Source organism: Actinomyces radicidentis (assembly GCF_001553565.1).
Lineage (GTDB): Bacteria > Actinomycetota > Actinomycetes > Actinomycetales > Actinomycetaceae > Actinomyces > Actinomyces radicidentis.
Genome location: NZ_CP014228.1, coordinates 517,597 through 533,241, shown reverse-complemented (window position 1 = coordinate 533,241; position 15,645 = coordinate 517,597). Strand labels below are relative to the sequence as shown.

At 72.1% G+C, this 15,645-nt stretch carries 12 protein-coding genes and 1 pseudogene; 7 read left to right on the top strand and 6 right to left on the bottom strand.

Annotation, left to right across the window (positions count from 1 at the left end):
- The first annotated feature begins 59 nt into the window (after positions 1 to 59).
- Both AXF14_RS14645 and fdxA read left to right on the top strand, forming a co-directional pair.
- The gene (locus AXF14_RS14645) at positions 60 to 1,724 is read left to right on the top strand and encodes a VanW family protein (RefSeq protein WP_067940401.1); all 1,665 of its coding nucleotides are present in this window, start codon (positions 60 to 62) and stop codon (positions 1,722 to 1,724) included.
- A 196-nt stretch (positions 1,725 to 1,920) separates the two neighbouring features.
- Entirely contained in the window at positions 1,921 to 2,274 is a 354-nt protein-coding gene (gene fdxA / locus AXF14_RS02270) for a ferredoxin (RefSeq protein ID WP_067940397.1), read from the top strand.
- A 1,487-nt stretch (positions 2,275 to 3,761) separates the two neighbouring features.
- Here the strand turns inward: fdxA and AXF14_RS13050 are convergent.
- A pseudogene (locus tag AXF14_RS13050) lies at positions 3,762 to 4,978 on the bottom strand (IS110 family RNA-guided transposase).
- Positions 4,979 to 5,248: 270 nt separating this feature from the next.
- Here AXF14_RS13050 and dapC point away from each other — a divergent pair.
- The 3 genes from dapC (at position 5,249) to AXF14_RS02240 (ending at position 8,555) form a co-directional block, all read left to right on the top strand.
- Positions 5,249 to 6,511 carry a succinyldiaminopimelate transaminase gene (gene dapC / locus AXF14_RS02250; RefSeq protein WP_084355600.1) on the top strand — a complete coding sequence of 421 codons (1,263 nt, stop codon included), beginning with the start codon at positions 5,249 to 5,251 and terminating at the stop codon, positions 6,509 to 6,511.
- A gap of 74 nt (positions 6,512 to 6,585) precedes the next feature.
- On the top strand, positions 6,586 to 6,894 hold the full coding sequence (locus AXF14_RS02245) for a GNAT family N-acetyltransferase (protein ID WP_067940375.1): 309 nt from the start codon (positions 6,586 to 6,588) through the stop codon (positions 6,892 to 6,894).
- 254 nt (positions 6,895 to 7,148) lie between these two features.
- The gene (locus tag AXF14_RS02240) at positions 7,149 to 8,555 is read left to right on the top strand and encodes a citrate synthase (protein WP_084355286.1); all 1,407 of its coding nucleotides are present in this window, start codon (positions 7,149 to 7,151) and stop codon (positions 8,553 to 8,555) included.
- A gap of 195 nt (positions 8,556 to 8,750) precedes the next feature.
- Here the strand turns inward: AXF14_RS02240 and AXF14_RS02235 are convergent, their stop codons facing one another.
- From AXF14_RS02235 to dapD, 4 genes are all read right to left on the bottom strand, one after another.
- Positions 8,751 to 9,506: a succinate dehydrogenase/fumarate reductase iron-sulfur subunit gene (locus AXF14_RS02235; protein WP_067940372.1), complete on the bottom strand. Its 756-nt coding sequence runs from the start codon at positions 9,504 to 9,506 to the stop codon at positions 8,751 to 8,753.
- Positions 9,503 to 11,503, bottom strand: coding sequence for a fumarate reductase/succinate dehydrogenase flavoprotein subunit (locus AXF14_RS02230; RefSeq protein WP_067940370.1), 2,001 nt, complete (start codon positions 11,501 to 11,503; stop codon positions 9,503 to 9,505). The genes AXF14_RS02235 and AXF14_RS02230 overlap by 4 nt, the downstream gene beginning before the upstream one ends.
- Positions 11,500 to 12,270, bottom strand: coding sequence for a succinate dehydrogenase cytochrome b subunit (locus AXF14_RS02225; protein ID WP_067940367.1), 771 nt, complete (start codon positions 12,268 to 12,270; stop codon positions 11,500 to 11,502). The genes AXF14_RS02230 and AXF14_RS02225 overlap by 4 nt, the downstream gene beginning before the upstream one ends.
- Before the next feature lie 341 nt (positions 12,271 to 12,611).
- The gene (gene dapD, locus AXF14_RS02220; protein ID WP_067940364.1) at positions 12,612 to 13,595 is read right to left on the bottom strand and encodes a 2,3,4,5-tetrahydropyridine-2,6-dicarboxylate N-succinyltransferase; all 984 of its coding nucleotides are present in this window, start codon (positions 13,593 to 13,595) and stop codon (positions 12,612 to 12,614) included.
- 74 nt (positions 13,596 to 13,669) lie between these two features.
- Here dapD and AXF14_RS02215 point away from each other — a divergent pair, with 74 nt between their 5' ends.
- Both AXF14_RS02215 and AXF14_RS02210 read left to right on the top strand, forming a co-directional pair.
- Positions 13,670 to 14,368, top strand: coding sequence for a histidine phosphatase family protein (locus AXF14_RS02215; protein WP_067940361.1), 699 nt, complete (start codon positions 13,670 to 13,672; stop codon positions 14,366 to 14,368).
- Entirely contained in the window at positions 14,365 to 15,114 is a 750-nt protein-coding gene (locus AXF14_RS02210; RefSeq protein ID WP_067940359.1) for a hypothetical protein, read from the top strand. The genes AXF14_RS02215 and AXF14_RS02210 overlap by 4 nt, the downstream gene beginning before the upstream one ends.
- Positions 15,115 to 15,171: 57 nt before the next feature.
- Here AXF14_RS02210 and AXF14_RS02205 read toward each other — a convergent pair whose 3' ends face one another.
- Positions 15,172 to 15,618, bottom strand: a complete 447-nt coding sequence (locus AXF14_RS02205; RefSeq protein WP_067940355.1) for a PLD nuclease N-terminal domain-containing protein — start codon at positions 15,616 to 15,618, stop codon at positions 15,172 to 15,174.
- Positions 15,619 to 15,645: the final 27 nt, after the last annotated feature.

Below are 15,645 nucleotides of genomic sequence, written 5' to 3'. Positions count from 1 at the left end.
CCGCGCAGACCGTCGCTCCGGAGCGCCGCCGTCGCCCCCTCCTCCTCGCCGGGGCCGGTGTGCTCGCCGTCGCCGCCGTGTGGGGCGGCCTCGCCCTGGCCACCGCCCAGCACCTCTTCGGGGACGCCTCCGTCGCCGGCACGAAGGTCGGCGGGATGAGCCCCGCCGCCGCACGCAGCGCCGTCACCGCGGCCGTCGACGCCGAGCTCGCCGAGCCCGTCACCATCACCGTCGGCGACGCCTCCGACACCCTCGTCCCCGCCGACTCCGGCGTCAGCGCCGACGCCGCGGGCGCCGTCGAGCGCCTCACCTCCTTCACGCTCAACCCCGTCACCATCGCGCGCCGCCTCGCCGGTGAGACGGTCGAAGCCGCCGGCGCCACGACCGTCGACTCCGACGCCCTGCGCTCCGCCCTCGTCGCCAAGCTCTCCACCCTGTCCACCGGCACCGCCGACGCCTCCGTCACCCTCGACGGCGCCACCCCGGTCCTCCACCACGGCACCGTCGGCACCGGCCTCGACGTCGACGCCTCCGTCGAGGCGCTGGCGGCCGGCTGGCCCCTGGGCGAGAAGTCCGTCGCGCTCGTGGCCGGCGAGTCCCAGCCGGGCATCACCGACGCCGACGCCCAGGACCTCATCGACACCACCCTCACGCCGCTCCTGTCCGGGGACGTCACCGTCACCGCCGCCGGGACGCCCGCGGAGACCGCCGCAGCCGGCCGCATCCTCACCCTCACGCCCGAGCAGACCGCGGCCCTCACCCGGATCACCTCGGAGGGAGGCTCCCTCACCGCCGCGCTCGACGCGCAGGGCCTCCACGACGCCGTCACCGCGGCGATGGGCGCTGCCGTCGACGCCCCCGCCCAGGACGCGACCTGGACCATCGAGGGGAGCGACGACGCCACGCCCACCTACGTCGCCGCCGAGGACGGGCTCGGCATCGACTCCGCCGCCCTCGCCGCCGCCGTCCTCAAGGCCGGCACCACCGACGGCGACCGCACCGCCGTCCTGCCCGCCTCCGTCTCCAAGCCCGAGGTCACCACGGCGGAGAAGGACTGGACGATGGACGAGATCGTTGGCGAGTACTCCACGCCCTACACCTCCCAGTACGGGCGCGACCAGAACCTCATCGCCGGCACCGCCGCCATCAACTCCACCCTCGTCAAGGCCGGTGACACCTTCTCCCTGTCCGACGCGCTCGGCCCGGTCGACGCCGCGCACGGCTTTGCCGCCGCGGGCGTCATCAACGACGGACAGCACACCGACGCCATGGGCGGCGGCCTCAGCCAGGTCGACACCACCGTCTTCAACGCTGCCTTCGAGGCCGGCATGGATGACGTCGAGCACCACCCCCACACCTACTGGTTCGAGCGCTACCCGGCGGGGCGAGACTCGACCCTGTGGACCGGGGTGCTGGACCTCAAGTTCAGGAACTCGACGCCGAACGCCGTGCTCCTCCAGGCCTGGGTGAGCGGGGGAGAGGTCCACGCCCGCCTGTGGGGCACCCACTACTACGACGTCACCATCGACAACGGCACCCCGCACAACTACCGCGCCTACGCCACCAAGGTCGACACCGGCGCCTCCTGCACCCCCTACGGCGGCGGCGAGCAGGGCTTCGACATCACCGTCACCCGCCACCGCACGAAGCCCGACGGCACGAGCACGCCCGACGACGTCCTCACCACCTCGTACCAGTCGGACAACCCGGTCGTCTGCCGCTGAGCGCGGTCGGCCCCTGCGCGCACGCCAGGATCCGCGCAGCGCCCCTTTCCGAAATAAGGCCGGAGCGCGCCGTGCGAAACGGCGTGGTGACGAGCACTCCCGCCGTGGCTTGGGCCCTGCGGGGGCCGGGACGATACTGGGGGGCAGCGTCTACCGCGACCAGCGGAGACGCCCGCCTTCGAGAGGATCGTCGCTCATGACCTACGTGATCGCCCAGCCCTGCGTCGACGTCAAGGACCGCGCCTGCGTCGACGAGTGTCCGGTCGACTGCATCTACGAGGGCGAGCGCAGCCTCTACATCAACGCCGACGAGTGCGTCGACTGCGGCGCCTGCGAGCCCGTCTGCCCGACCGAGGCCATCTTCTACGAGGACGACGTCCCCGAGGAGTGGGAGGACTACACCCGCGCCAACATCGACTTCTTCGAGCTCAAGGGCCTCGGCGCCCCCGGCGGCGCCCAGAAGACCGGCGTCCTGCCCTACGACGACCCCATGATCGCCGCCCTGCCCCCGCAGAACCTCGAGTACCGCCAGGAGAACGGGCTCGGCTGATACGACGCCGGCTCGGTCCCTGCGCGCAACGGCTCCGGCCCACCTGTAGGTGGGCCGGAGCCGTTCTCGGTATGGTGGGTGTGATGGGATGACTGCCGCCTGCCCTTGCGGATGTCGCTGATCCCCGTGGCCGCCGCCGCGGCGGCGATGATCCGGAGCGGGAGGAGCTGAAGGACAGTTAGTACCAGTGGCATTGCCGTGTGAAGGCTGTTGAGCCCCATGAATTCTTCTCCCTTCTCATCGGGCGAGTGGATGGACGTCGGTCAGGAGATGTTTACGCGCCTGCCTGACTTGGTGGTGTCGAGGACAAGGGTGGCCGGCCCGCCCGCGGAGCCCGCGAGACTGCTGGCGCTTCATGTGATCGTGGCTCCGGCCGGGGGGGGCGAGCGGCGCAGAGCCGAGCCCCTCAAGTCTTTCCGTTGCCCTTGAAGACGCAGCTCGAGCGCCGGGTATATCCGGATCCTTTCCGGGAAGTGCAGCTCGTGATGGACGTGCCCACGAGGGGCGAGTTGGCTCGCACGCCGGGGTAAATGAGAGTGAGACATCATTATCTGCTGTGAGGTGGGGCGCCCGTGGCGCCCCACCTCACAGCGACGTTACTTCGAGTCGGCGTGCAGGGCCCAACGGCCGCCGAGCCCCGAGGCGATGAGCGACGCTCCCAGTATCCCCGCCGGGATGACGACGGGCGAGAGTGGGCCGTTCCCTCCAACCCTTATCCACGACAGGCTGTAGAGAGCAGCACACATCAAGGCCAGGACACCGAGAATGATGCTCCCTGTCGAGATGTATTCCACTAACCGGACTGAGTGTGTGCCGCGCGTCGAGGGCATCCTCGTCTCCTCGGTTCTGATTCCTCCATCGCCTGGTTGCACTTTCATGTCAACAATGTGTGCCGACCCACACGAAGAACGTGTCGACGCCGTATGCCCAGACGTACGCAGCGATGGCTGCGCCCGCAGCGCCCTGTGTGGCGAGGAGGGCTGCGGCTGCGGTCCATCCCCAGGAGTGGATCCAGCCAACAACCGTGATCGCCATCGAGCAAGCAAATGTGCTGTGCCTCGCCGCCATGTCTGACGTGTGGACGTTACCGCTGGACTCGAGGTCTGGTGCTTGCAGAGCGTTAACCGTGACCGAGTGCCCGTCGGGGAACGTGAGCGTGACAGTAGAGCCGTCGGCGGAGCGCTGAGCCGTATATGTCCCGGTCGAGGTGAGTGCTACGGCACGACCTGCGGTTGGTGAGTACACCGTCATGGTCGAGTCGTTCGGAACGACGCTCGTTGGCGATTGTCGAGCAACGGGCTGCGTGGGGCTAGCGGCTGCGGCCAACGGAGTGGGGCCGAGGATACCGAAGGCACATACGAGCAAGCTGGCGAGGATGGGCTTGATTGGGACGCGTGCGCGATTCATGGTCGTGACCTTTCAGGGAGTGAGTAGGGTGTGACCAGTGTCGCATTCGCGGATGAAGGGGGGTGCCCCTATGTTGTTGGTCAAGCGGCGGCGGGTAGCTGGTGGGTTGGTTGGGGGTCATAGAGGGCGCCGTCGCGGATCATGGCATGCAGGGTGAGGATGCGGCGGTGGGCCAGGGCCATGACGGCTTGGTTGTGGCGCTTGCCCTGGGCGATCTTGCGGTCGTAGTAGGCGCGGCTGACTGGGTCCGAGCGCAGTGAGGCGAAGGCGGAGCGGAACATGGCTCGCTTGAGTCTCTTGTTGCCGGCGTGGGAGGTGTACTCGCCGCGGATCGAGGACCCCGAACGCCGCGTCACCGGGGTCAGGCCTGCGTAGGAGGCCAGGTGCGCCCCGGAGGCGAAGGAGCGTCCGAGGGTCTCGGCGACGCAGCACGGCTGCGGTCCTGACCCCGATGCCGGGCATGGAGGTCAGGACCTGGCACATGAGGGTGGGCCTCCACCAGGGCCTCGACCTGGGAGGCGACGTCGGCCCTCTGGGCGTGCAGGGAGATGAGCTGACGCGCCAGGTGAGGCAGGACCACCCCGGCGGCGTCGGTGCCTGCCACCACCACGGACTGGGCCGTCAGGGCGTCGATGATGGCGCCAGCCCAGGTGGCGTGGCGGCGGGCGCCGTGGGCCTTGAGCTTGGCGTCCACGCGCGCCCGCCCGGCCTTGCGCAGTGCGGCGGGGGTGGGCCAGGAGACGATGACCTCAAGGACGGCGTCGTGCTCGAGCCATGGGCCCAGGATCTTCTCCAGGGCGGGGCGAGGTCTGGGTGCACACGGGCCCCGGATGCGGCCCGTGGTCTGGTTGACCTGGCGGGCCAGGTCGAGGCCTGGAGCCGGTGAGCATCGACAGGGCCGCCGCCTCCTCATCAGATGCGTCCAGGGCTCGCAGGGTGTGGGGCATGGTGCGTGCGGCCTCGGCGATGACGGCGGCGTCTCTGGCGTCGGTCTTGGCGTTGCCGGGCGTCAGGTCCGCGATGCGTCTCATGGACAGGCCGGGCAGGTAGCCCACGGCGATGCCCATGTCCTGGGCGACGGCGACGGCCAGGGCGCCGATGGTGGCGCACCTGGTCCACGACCACCAGCACCCGGCCGTGCTCCCCGAGCCGCTTGTAGAGGTCGCGTAGGCGGGCCTCGTCGTTGGGCAGGGCCTTGTCGAACAGGCGCTTGCCGTCCCTGTTCAGGGCGGTGGCCCAGTGGTCGGACTTGCCCACGACCGGTCCCGATGAACACATCGATCTCGTCGGTGCGCATCGCGGTGCTCCTTCGTCTCGCAGGACACGGGGCCAGCCTCGAGCGGCTGGTCCCGCACCCACGTTACGAAAGGACTCGAGTCTCGGTCCGTTCCCCTGATCAGCGGTGAACCAGCAGCCCTGCGGCGGCCGGTGACAACACCCCCCGGATCATTCAAGACAGGGGCAAGACATCATGCCGACCACCGCTGGCCCGGCCACCGGCATCCCTCGCCGGCAACCACCAACAAGGTAACGGGCAAGTGCTTGTTGGATGCTTGCGATGGTGCCGATGACAGCCGCCCGCTGGACGGCTCGGCGCCGTCGCCGCGTCCCGGGGCACAATCAGCCCGTGACCACGCAGACGAGCCCCCGCTCCCGCACCGTCCTGCCGCGCCGCCTCGCGCTGCCCGACTTCCCCTGGGACTCGCTGGCCCCCTACCGGGCACGCGCCGCCGAGCACCCGGACGGCGTCGTCGACCTCGCCGTGGGCGCCCCCGTGGACGACACCCCCGCGCTCGCCCGTGAGGCCCTTGCCGCGGCCTCCAACGCCCCGGGCTACCCGGCCACGGTCGGCACCGCGGCCGTGCGGGCCGTCATCATCGGGTGGTTCGCGCGCCGCCGCGGCGTCACCGGCCTCACCGACGCCTGCGTCATCCCGACGATCGGCTCCAAGGAGACCGTCGCCCTCCTGCCCCTCCAGCTCGGCGCCCGCCCCGGCGACCTCGTCCTCCACCCGCGGGCCGCCTATCCCACCTACGACGTCGGCGCCCGGATCTCCGGCGCTACCCCCGTGCCCGTCGACACCGACGCCGACCCTGCCACCTGGGAGTTGCCGGGCGGCGAGGTGGCCATCGTCTGGGTCAACAGCCCCGGCAACCCCGACGGGCGCGTCCTGTCCGTCGAGCAGTTCGCCCGCGTCGTCTCCTGGGCGCGCGAGCGCGGCGCCGTCGTCATCTCGGACGAGTGCTACGCCGAGCTCGGCTGGGAGGGAGCGGCCGCCGACGGCGTCCCGAGCCTCCTCGACGCCCGCGTCGGCGGCGCCGGCCCCGACGGCGAGCCCGACCGCTCCGGCCTCCTGGTCCTCTACTCGCTGTCCAAGCAGTCCAACCTCGCCGGCTACCGCGCCGCCATGCTGGCTGGCGACCCCGAGCTCGTCGGCGCCATCACCGAGGTCCGCAAGCACTCCGGGCTGCTCGTGCCGGCCCCCGTCCAGGCCGCCATGGTGGCCGCGCTCAGCGACGAGGCGCACGTCGCCGCACAGAAGGAGCGCTACCGGGCCCGCCGCGAGCAGCTCGTCGAGGCGACCGCCGCCGCCGGCCTCACCAACGACCCCGCCAGCGTCGCGGGCCTGTACCTGTGGCTCTCGGGGCCGGAGTCGATGAGCGCCTTCGACCTCGTCGGCGCCTTCGCCGAGCTCGGGATCGTCGTCGCCCCGGGCGACTTCTACGGCGAGGCCGGGGCGGGTCGCGTCCGCGTCAGCCTCACCGACTCCGACGAGCGCGTCGCCGCCGCCTGTGAGCGCCTGCGCGCCACCGACCTGTTCCGGGCCTGACCTGCGGCGATACCCTCGGAGGGCACTCGTCGTCCCGTCACCGGGACGGCGCCCCGCCCGAGGAAGGACGCCCCATGACCAACGCAGCCAACGAGAACCCCGCCGTCGAGGTCACCGACGCCAAGCACGCCAACCGCTACGAGGCCAGGATCGACGGCGAGCTCGCGGGCTTCCTCGAGTACGTGGTCGACGGCGACGTCGTCACCATGCCGCACACCGAGGTCGACCCGCGCTTCGAGGGACGGGGCGCCGGCTCGGCGCTCGCCTCCAGCGCGCTCGACTCGGTGCGCGGCGTCGGCGGCAGGGGCGTCCCGACCTGCTCCTTCGTCGCCTCCTACATCGAGCGCCACCCCGAGTACGCCGACCTCGTCGCCGAGGGCTGAGCCCCGCCGTCGACCACGGGTCCAGACGGGTGAGCCGGTGCCCGACGCGGCACCGGGCCCGCCCGGCGTCCGTGCGTGCTGACGGCTGACGCCGATCCGTCACCGAAGGCCAGTCCACTTGGACCCGGTGTGGCCCAGCACCCACTACAGTGGTCCACGGAACAGGACCTTGGCCCCGGTCGCGGCTCTGCGCTCGTCGGAGAGCGCCGCGACGGGGCTGCTGCGTCCTCCGTCGTCAGCCGCAAGGAGGCACCATGACCAACGCGAGCGACTCGTCCACCGAGCCCCAGGCCCCTGAGCAGGGCGGCCCCGCGACCCTCACCGTCGAGGGCACGACGCTCGAGCTCCCCCGCTCCACCGCCTCGGAGGGCTCCGACGGCCTCGGCATCGGCAAGCTGCTGGGCACCACCGGGCTGGTCACCCTCGACCCGGGCTTCACCAACACCGCCTCGTGCACCTCGGACATCACCTACATCGACGGCGGCGCCGGCATCCTCCGCTACCGCGGCTACCCCATCGCCGAGCTCGCCAAGTCCTCCTCCTTCCTCGAGGTCGCCTACCTCCTCATCAACGGCGAGCTGCCGGACCAGGAGACCTTCGAGCGCTTCGAGCGCCGCATCGCGCGGCACCGCCTCCTCCACGAGGACTTCCGCTCCTTCTTCACCTCCTTCCCCTCCTCGGGCCATCCCATGGCCATCCTCCAGGCGGGGATCTCGGGCCTGGCCACCTACTACGAGGAGACCCTCGACCCGCACGACCCCTACGAGCGCGAGCTCGCCACCGTCCTGCTCCTGAGCAAGATGCCGACGATGGTCTCCTACATCGCCCGCCGCGCCGTCGGCCTGCCCCTGCTCTACCCGGACCCGAAGCGCGGCTACGTCGACGACTTCCTCCACATGACCTTCGGCATGCCCTACCAGTCCTACGAGATCGACCCCGCGGTCGTGAAGGCCCTGGACATGCTCTTCATCCTCCACGCGGACCACGAGCAGAACTGCTCCACCTCCACCGTCCGCCTCGTCGGCTCCTCGGACGCGAACATGTACGCCTCCGTCGCCGCCGGCGTCGGCGCCCTGTCCGGTCCGCTCCACGGCGGCGCCAACGAGGCCGTCCTGCGCATGCTCGACCGCATCCAGACCGAGGGCATGAGCACCGAGGAGTTCGTCCGCAAGGTCAAGGACAAGGAGGACGGGGTCAAGCTCATGGGCTTCGGCCACCGCGTCTACAAGAACTACGACCCGCGCGCCGCCCTCGTGAAGGAGACCGCGCACGACGTCCTCACCCGGCTCGGCTCCGACGACGGCGACCGCAAGCTCGAGATCGCGATGCAGCTCGAGGAGGTCGCCCTCCACGACGACTACTTCGTCTCCCGCAAGCTCTACCCGAACGTCGACTTCTACACGGGCCTCATCTACCAGGCCATGGGCTTCCCGACGAAGATGTTCACCCCGCTCTTCGCGATCGGCCGCCTGCCCGGCTGGATCGCCCAGTACCGCGAGATGATCACCGACCCGGCCAAGCGCATCGGCCGCCCGCGCCAGGTCTACACCGGCGAGACCGAGCGCCACTACGTCGCCATGCACCGTCGGGAGAAGAAGGGCCAGGCCTACCCGGGCACCCGCGTCGGCGTCCCGAGCCTGGACCGCGTCACCCGCGTCTGAGGCTCTCGCGGGCTTCCGCCTTCCGCGCTGGTCGACCGTCTATGCACCCGTCGACCGTCTAGATCCGGGGATTCAGACGGTCGACGGGTGCATAGACGGTCGACCACGGGTTGGGGCGGGCGGGGGCTGGCCGTCCGACCACACTGCGCCGTCGACCACGGGTTGGGGGTTGGGGTTGGAGAGGGGCTGGTCTCCTCAGTCGTCCCGGCCCCAACCCCGCCAGGCCGCGCGGTGGACCTCCCGGTTGAGGACGCTGATCGCCTCGATCGCGATCCCAGCCGGGCATGTGAGGACGCACTCGCCGTACAGCGAGCACGGCCCGAAGAGCTCGTCGAGGGCGGCGCTCATCCGCCGCGCGCGACGTGAGCGCTCGGCCGCAGCCTGCGGGATGAGCGCAAGGTGCGCCTCCTTCGCTCCCGCGAAGAGCGCCGCCGACCCGTTCGGGCAGGCCGCGACGCACGCCCCGCACCCGATGCAGGCCGCGAAGTCGAGCGCGAGCTCGGCCCGGGCGTGCGGCTGGAGGACCGAGTCGGCGTCGGGCGCGGTCCCGGCCGCGACGTCCACGGTTCCACCCGCCCGGATGAGCGCATCCAGGCTCGAGCGGTCCACGACAAGGTCCCGGATGACCGGGAAGGCCGCCGAGCGCAGCGGCTCGAGGCGGAAGCGCGTCACCCCGGGGAAGGCGCGCAGGTGCTGCCGGCACGCCGGGGTGCGGTCCACGGGCCCGTGCGGCCGGCCGTTGACGAGGAAGCCGCAGGCCCCACAGACCCCCTCGCGGCAGTCCGACTCGAAGGCCACCGGATCGCCACCCTCGCTCACGATGAGGTCGTTGAGGCGGTCGAGGAGCTCCAGCAGGCTCATCTCCGGCTCGGCGTCCTCCACGACGTACTCGACGAAGCGCCCCTGCGCCCGCGGCCCGTCCTGACGCCAGATCTCGAGGTCGACCCTCATCGGTAGCTCCTCACCTGCATGGGGACCAGGGAGTAGGCGAGCGGCTCGCTGCGCCTCACGTGCCAGCCGTCGGGCGTGGTCTCCCAGGCCGTGACCGAGCACCAGTGCTCGTCGTCGCGCTGGGCCTCGCCCTCGGCGGTGGCGTGCTCCTCACGGAAGTGGGCGCCGGCGGACTCGCGACGGTCGAGGGCGTCGAGGACCATGACCTCGGCGAGCTCGAGGAAGTCCGCGACCCGCAGGGCCCGCTCGAGCTCCTGGTTGAGGCGCTCGCCGCTGCCGACCACGCGGACGTCCCGCCAGAACTCCTCGCGCAGCGCCCGCACCTCCTCCAGGGCCGGGAGGAGTCCCTCGCGGCTGCGGCTCACCCCGCAGCCGGCGTAGAGCACCTCGCCGAGCCTGCGGTGGAACCAGACGGGGCGGTGGGCGCCGTCGACGGCGAGCAGCGCTGCCACGCGCCGTCGCGTCGCCTCCACCGCCTCGATGGCCTCTGGGGCGTCCTCGCCCAGCGGCTCGGAGCCGACGAGCCCGGCGAGGTAGGACGGGACGCTGAGCGGCAGCGTGAACCACCCGTCGACGCTCGCGCTCAGCAGCGAGTTCGCGCCGAGCCGGTTCGCCCCGTGGTAGTTGTTCGAGGCCTCTCCGCCCACGAAAAGTCCCGGCACGGTCGACATCTGGTCGAAGTCGACCCAAAGCCCGCCCATGGTGAAGTGGGCGCCCGGCGCGATGCGCATCGGCACCTCGTAGGGGTCCTCGCCGGTGGCGTCGAGGTACATCGAGAAGAGGTTCCCGTAGCGCGAGGCGATGACCTCCCGCCCTAGGCGCGCGATGGCGTCGCGGAAGTCGAGGTAGACGGAGTTGCGCAGCGGCCCGACGCCGCGGCCCGCCTCGATCTGCTCGCGGGCGTTGCGGGAGGCGACGTCGCGCGGCGTGAGGTTGCCGAAGGCCGGGTACTTCCGCTCGAGGTAGTAGTCGCGCTCCGCCTCGGGGATGTCGCCCGCCGGACGCGGGTCGCCCGGCGCCACCGGTACCCAGATGCGCCCGTCGTTGCGCAGGGACTCGCTCATGAGCGTCGTCTTCGACTGCCAGTGGGAGCTCACGGGCAGGGCCGTCGGGTGGAACTGGACGTAGCAGGGGCTCGCGAAGGCCGCGCCGCGCCGGTGCGCCCGCCAGGTCGCCGTCGCGTTGGAGGCCATGGCGAGGGTCGAGTAGTGGTAGACGCTGCCGTAGCCGCCGGTGGCGAGGACGACGGCGTGGGCCGTGAGCGCCCGGATCTCCCCGGTGAGCAGGTCGCGGGTCACGACGCCCTGGGCGCGGCCGTCGGCGACGATGAGGTCGAGCATCTCCGTGCGCGTGCGCAGGTGCACCGTGCCGCGCTCGACCTGCTCCTGGAGCGCCTGGGCGCAGGCGATCTCGAGCTGCTGGCCGGTCTGCCCGCGGGTGTAGTAGGTCCTGGAGACCTGGACGCCGCCGAAGGAGCGGGTGGCGAGCCGGCCGCCGTACTCGCGGGCGAAGGGTGCGCCGATGGCCTCCATGTGGTCGATGACCCGGACGGACTCCTCGCCGAGCCGGACGACGTCGGCCTCCCGCCCGCGGTAGTCCCCGCCCTTGACGGTGTCCTTGACGAAGCGGGCGAGGCTGTCGCCGTCGACCTTGCGGGCGCGCGCGGCGTTGATGCCGCCCTGCGCAGCGACCGAGTGGGCTCGCCGGGCGGAGTCGTGCAGGGTGAGGCACTCGACCCGGTAGCCGAGACGGCCCAGGCTCGCGGCGGCCCCGGCGCCGGCCAGTCCCGTGCCGACGACGATGACGGACAGGCGGCGCCGGTTGGCGGGGCTGACGAGCCGGTACTCGGAGCACCGCTGCTCCCACGCCCGCTCGGGCGGGCAGTCGGGCAGGTGGGCGTCGAGGTCCGGGCCGACGCCGTAGAGGCCGTCGACGGGCGCCGTCGGCTCGGCGGTGGTGCGCTGCGAAGGGCCGGAGGGGCCGGTGGTCGTGCTCATGAGACGGCTCCTGCGAGAACGAGGACGGCGAGGATCCCGTCGCCGATGGCCACCGCCGCGGCGACGAGCGCGGCCAGGGCTCCGAGGAGGCGGCGCGTGCGCGCCCCGGTCACCCCGAGGTCGGCCACGGCCGTCCACAGCCCGTGGGCGAGGTGGACGCCGAGGACGGCCATGACGAGGAGGTAGAAGCCGGCCATGGGCGGCCGGCTGAGGCTGGCGACGAGGTTGGCGTAGGCGTGGGCGGTGACAGCGCCGTCCGCCCCGCTCGTCAGCCCGAGGAAGCCCGAGGGGGCGACGAGCCGACCGATGGTGAGGTCGAGGAGGTGGACGGCGATGAAGACGAGCACCAGCAGCCCGGTGACGGTCATCGACCGGGCGGCGAGACCGCGCCTGGCGAGCCCGCGGCGCAGCTCCGGGCCGCGGGCCGCGCGTCCTCGGGCGCGGATGGTCAGTGTCGCCGCGACGTGGAGAACGAGGCAGGCGCCCAGGACGATCCGCAGCGCCCACAGGAGCCCCTCGTGGGGGAGGAGCGGGTAGCCGATGCCGCGCAGCCACGCGGCGTAGGCGTCGTAGGCGGCCGGCCCCTGGTACGCCTTGAGGTTGCCGATCATGTGGATGAGGACGAAGGCGGCCATGACGAGGCCGGTGAGCGCTGCCGTCGTCTTGAGGACGGGCGTACGGGCCCACGGGGGCCGACGGCGGAGCCTCCGCGGCTCCGGGGCGTCGCCCGTGAGGGGCGGCTGGGGTGAGGGGCGCAGGTGGGTCATGGCGCTCCGATCGCGGCTCGACAGCGTCTCTCCACTGTAATGCGCGTCATATCGCCGTGGGAGGCTCAGCGGGGCCCGACGGATCCGCTGGAAGCCGCTCCTGCGCCGTCGGACCCCGGAACCATGACGAAAGGCCCGGGAGAGCTCCTCCCCTCGCCCTCTCCCGACCGCCTGCGCACTGGTCGACCGTCAATGCACCCGTCGACCGCCTGAATCCCGGGAATCAGACGGTCGACGGGTGCATTGACGGTCGACCATGGGTTGGTGGGGGTTGGTGGGGGTTGGTGGGGGTTGGTGCGGGAAGGGCGAGGGGTCGACCTGCAGGGCCCCGGGCTAGGAGGTCACTGGTTGCCGTGCAGCTCCGAGTTGAGCTCGATGCCCTTGCCGCCGCGGGCCAGGGCCTCGACGGCGCCCGACTGCGAGTTGCGGCGGAACAGGACGTTGGAGGCTCCGGCGAGCTCGCGCGCGGAGATGACGCGCGGCTCGGCGAAGAGCCCGTGCTTGCCGGGGACGACCCCGCCCGACGGCATGAGGGAGACCTTCGTGCCGGCGGTGAGGTAGAGGCCCGCCTCGACGACGCAGTCGTCGCCGAGCGGGATGCCCAGGCCGGAGTTCGCGCCGAGGAGGCAGCGCTCGCCGAGAGCCACGCGCTGACGGCCACCGCCGGAGAGCATGCCCATCGTCGAGGCGCCGCCGCCGACGTCGGAGCCGTCGCCGATGACGACGCCCTGGGAGACGCGGCCCTCGATCATGGAGCGGCCGAGCGTGCCGGCGTTGTAGTTGACGAAGCCGGCGTGCATGACCGTCGTGCCCTCGGACAGGTAGGCGCCCAGGCGGACGTTCGCGGCGTTGCCGATGCGCACGCCCGACGGCATGACGTAGTCGGCCATGCGCGGGAACTTGTCGACGGAGTTGACGCGGATCGGGTGGCCGGCCTTGACGCGCAGGAGGGCGCGGGTCTCCTCGAAGCCCTCCGGTGAGCAGGGGCCCATCGAGGTCCACACGACGTTGGGCAGGCGGGAGAAGATGCCGTCGAGGTTGACGGTGTTCGGCTTGGCGAGCCGGTGCGAGAGGACGTGGAGGCGCAGGTAGGCACCGGCCACGGTCTGCGGGGCGTCGTCGAGGTCCGCCCAGGTGCGCACGACCGTCGTGTGCACCTTGCGCGCCTCGTCGCGCGTCTCCATCGCGGAGAGCTGCTCCAGGAGGGCCGCGTCCCCGTCCTCGGGCTCGTCGCCGAGGCGCGGCTTCGGGTACCAGACGTCGAGGGTGTTTCCGTCGTCGGTCACGGTCGCCAGACCGAGACCCCATGCGCTGCGAGTGGTCATGGATCACACGATACGGGACCCAGGTCCCCCGCGTCGGTGAATGGTCGAAGTGCGGCCGTGCGAGAATCCCGTCCATGGCGCGAACCACGATTCACCTCATGAGGCACGGCGAGGTCCACAACCCCGAGGGCGTGCTCTACGGCCGCATGAGCGGGTACCACCTCTCCGGACTCGGGCACCGCATGGCCGCCCAGGTGGCCGACGTTCTCACCGCCTCGGACCACGACATCGCCGCCGTCATCACCTCCCCGCTCGAGCGCGCCCGGGAGACCGGTGCCCCCACGGCTGCCGCCTACGGCCTCACCGCCACGACCGACCCCCGCCTCATCGAGGCCGGCAACCACTTCGAGGGCGTCGCGGTCAACCGCAACCGCTGGGTCCTCGCCCACCCCGAGCACTGGCGCTACTACCTCAACCCGGCCCGGCCCAGCTGGGGCGAGCCCTACACGGAGATCGTCGAGCGCATGAGCGGCGCGATCCGCGACGCCATCGGCCAGGTCGAGGGCCGCGAGGCGCTCCTCGTCTCCCACCAGCTGCCCGTGTGGACCACGCGCCTGTGGCTCGAGGGCCGCTCCTACCTCCACGACCCGCGCCGTCGCCAGTGCTCCCTGGCGTCACTGACCTCCCTCACCTTCGACGGCCGCACCCTCGTCGGCCTGGCCTACTGGGAGCCCGCCGGGGACCTCCTGCGCTCCGCCGAGGACATGGTCCCGGGAACCTCCGCCGCTGCTGAGAAGATCGGGGACGGCTCCGTCGCGGGGAACCGGGCGTGAGCGAGTCCGTCGGCGGGGGCCTCGTCCCCGTCCCCGCAGGGCACGACGCCGGAGCCGCGCGCCCGGCGCCCCAGCGCCCCTGGACCGGCCAGGACTTCGTCTGGTGGAACACCGCCGGGGTCCTCACCGCCCTGGCGAACGGGCACCGGCCCAACCCGGTCTCGCCGGTGGTCGACCCGGTGCGCCGAGCCTTCGCCGCCGACGAGGTCATGCTCGCCACCTGCGACGCCGAGATGCTCATCTACGGGCGCGGCGACGCCACCTACAACCCCTCGCGCGGCTTCTTCCTCGCCGGCGGGCCCGTGGGCCTTGCCCTGACCGCCGCCTTCTTCGGCGGCCAGGCCTACATGAACTCGCGCCGCAGGAAGGCGGCCGAGGCCGACGCCGTCGAGCGCTGGCGCTCCGTGGCCCGGGCCCGCCTCACCGTCTCCACCCACGCCATCTACCTGGGGACGGGGGAGGGGATCCTCCCGATCGCCTACGCCGACGTCCAGGAGGTCCAGCTCACCGCCCCGGGCGAGGCGGTCATGGCCGCCTCGAACGCGAACGGCTCCGCCCGCTGGAAGCTCCGCGGGCAGTGGGCCGAGCTCATCCTCGTGCTCTGGGCGGCCCGCTACATGCCGGACCACCCGCAGATCCTCGGGCGCACCTGGCTGCCGGCCGACTGGTTCGTGCACGCCGCCGCGCACGGCTACGACGTCGACACGAGCCGCTGGCCCCGCTGGTCCCGGACCGCGCTGCGCTGAGGCCCGAGCGCTGAGCCGCCGCGGCCCCGCACCCGGGACGGTGACGGCGGGACGGCCTCAGGCGCTCGGCGCCTGCGGGGCGTCGCCGTCCACGTCGTCGGCTCCGCCGTCGCCGTCGCCGTCGTCGTCGTCGTCGGAGGCTCCCTCGCCGCCGCGACCGCCGTCCTGCTCGCGGCGCTGACGCCGGATGTCCTCCTCGAGGCCCCGCAGGAAGTCGGGGTCGTCGTCGGGGGCGACCGGGCGCGCCCGCTCGGGCCGGTGGAAGCTCGTGCCCTCCCGGGACGACCAGACCGTCGGCTCGACGGCGCCGCCGCGCTCCTCCGCCGCCTTGACGCGGCTGACGATGATCCAGGCGATCGGGCCCACGCCGGTCACCATGACGATGATGACGACCCAGAGGAGCTTGGGCATCCGTGCCGGCATCGACTCGTCGGGCGTGCGCGCGCAGTCGAGGAGGGCGTAGATGGTCAGGGCGAGGACCAGGACCGTGAGTGCGACGCGCATGGCCGCATCCTACGGGCGTGCCCGCGC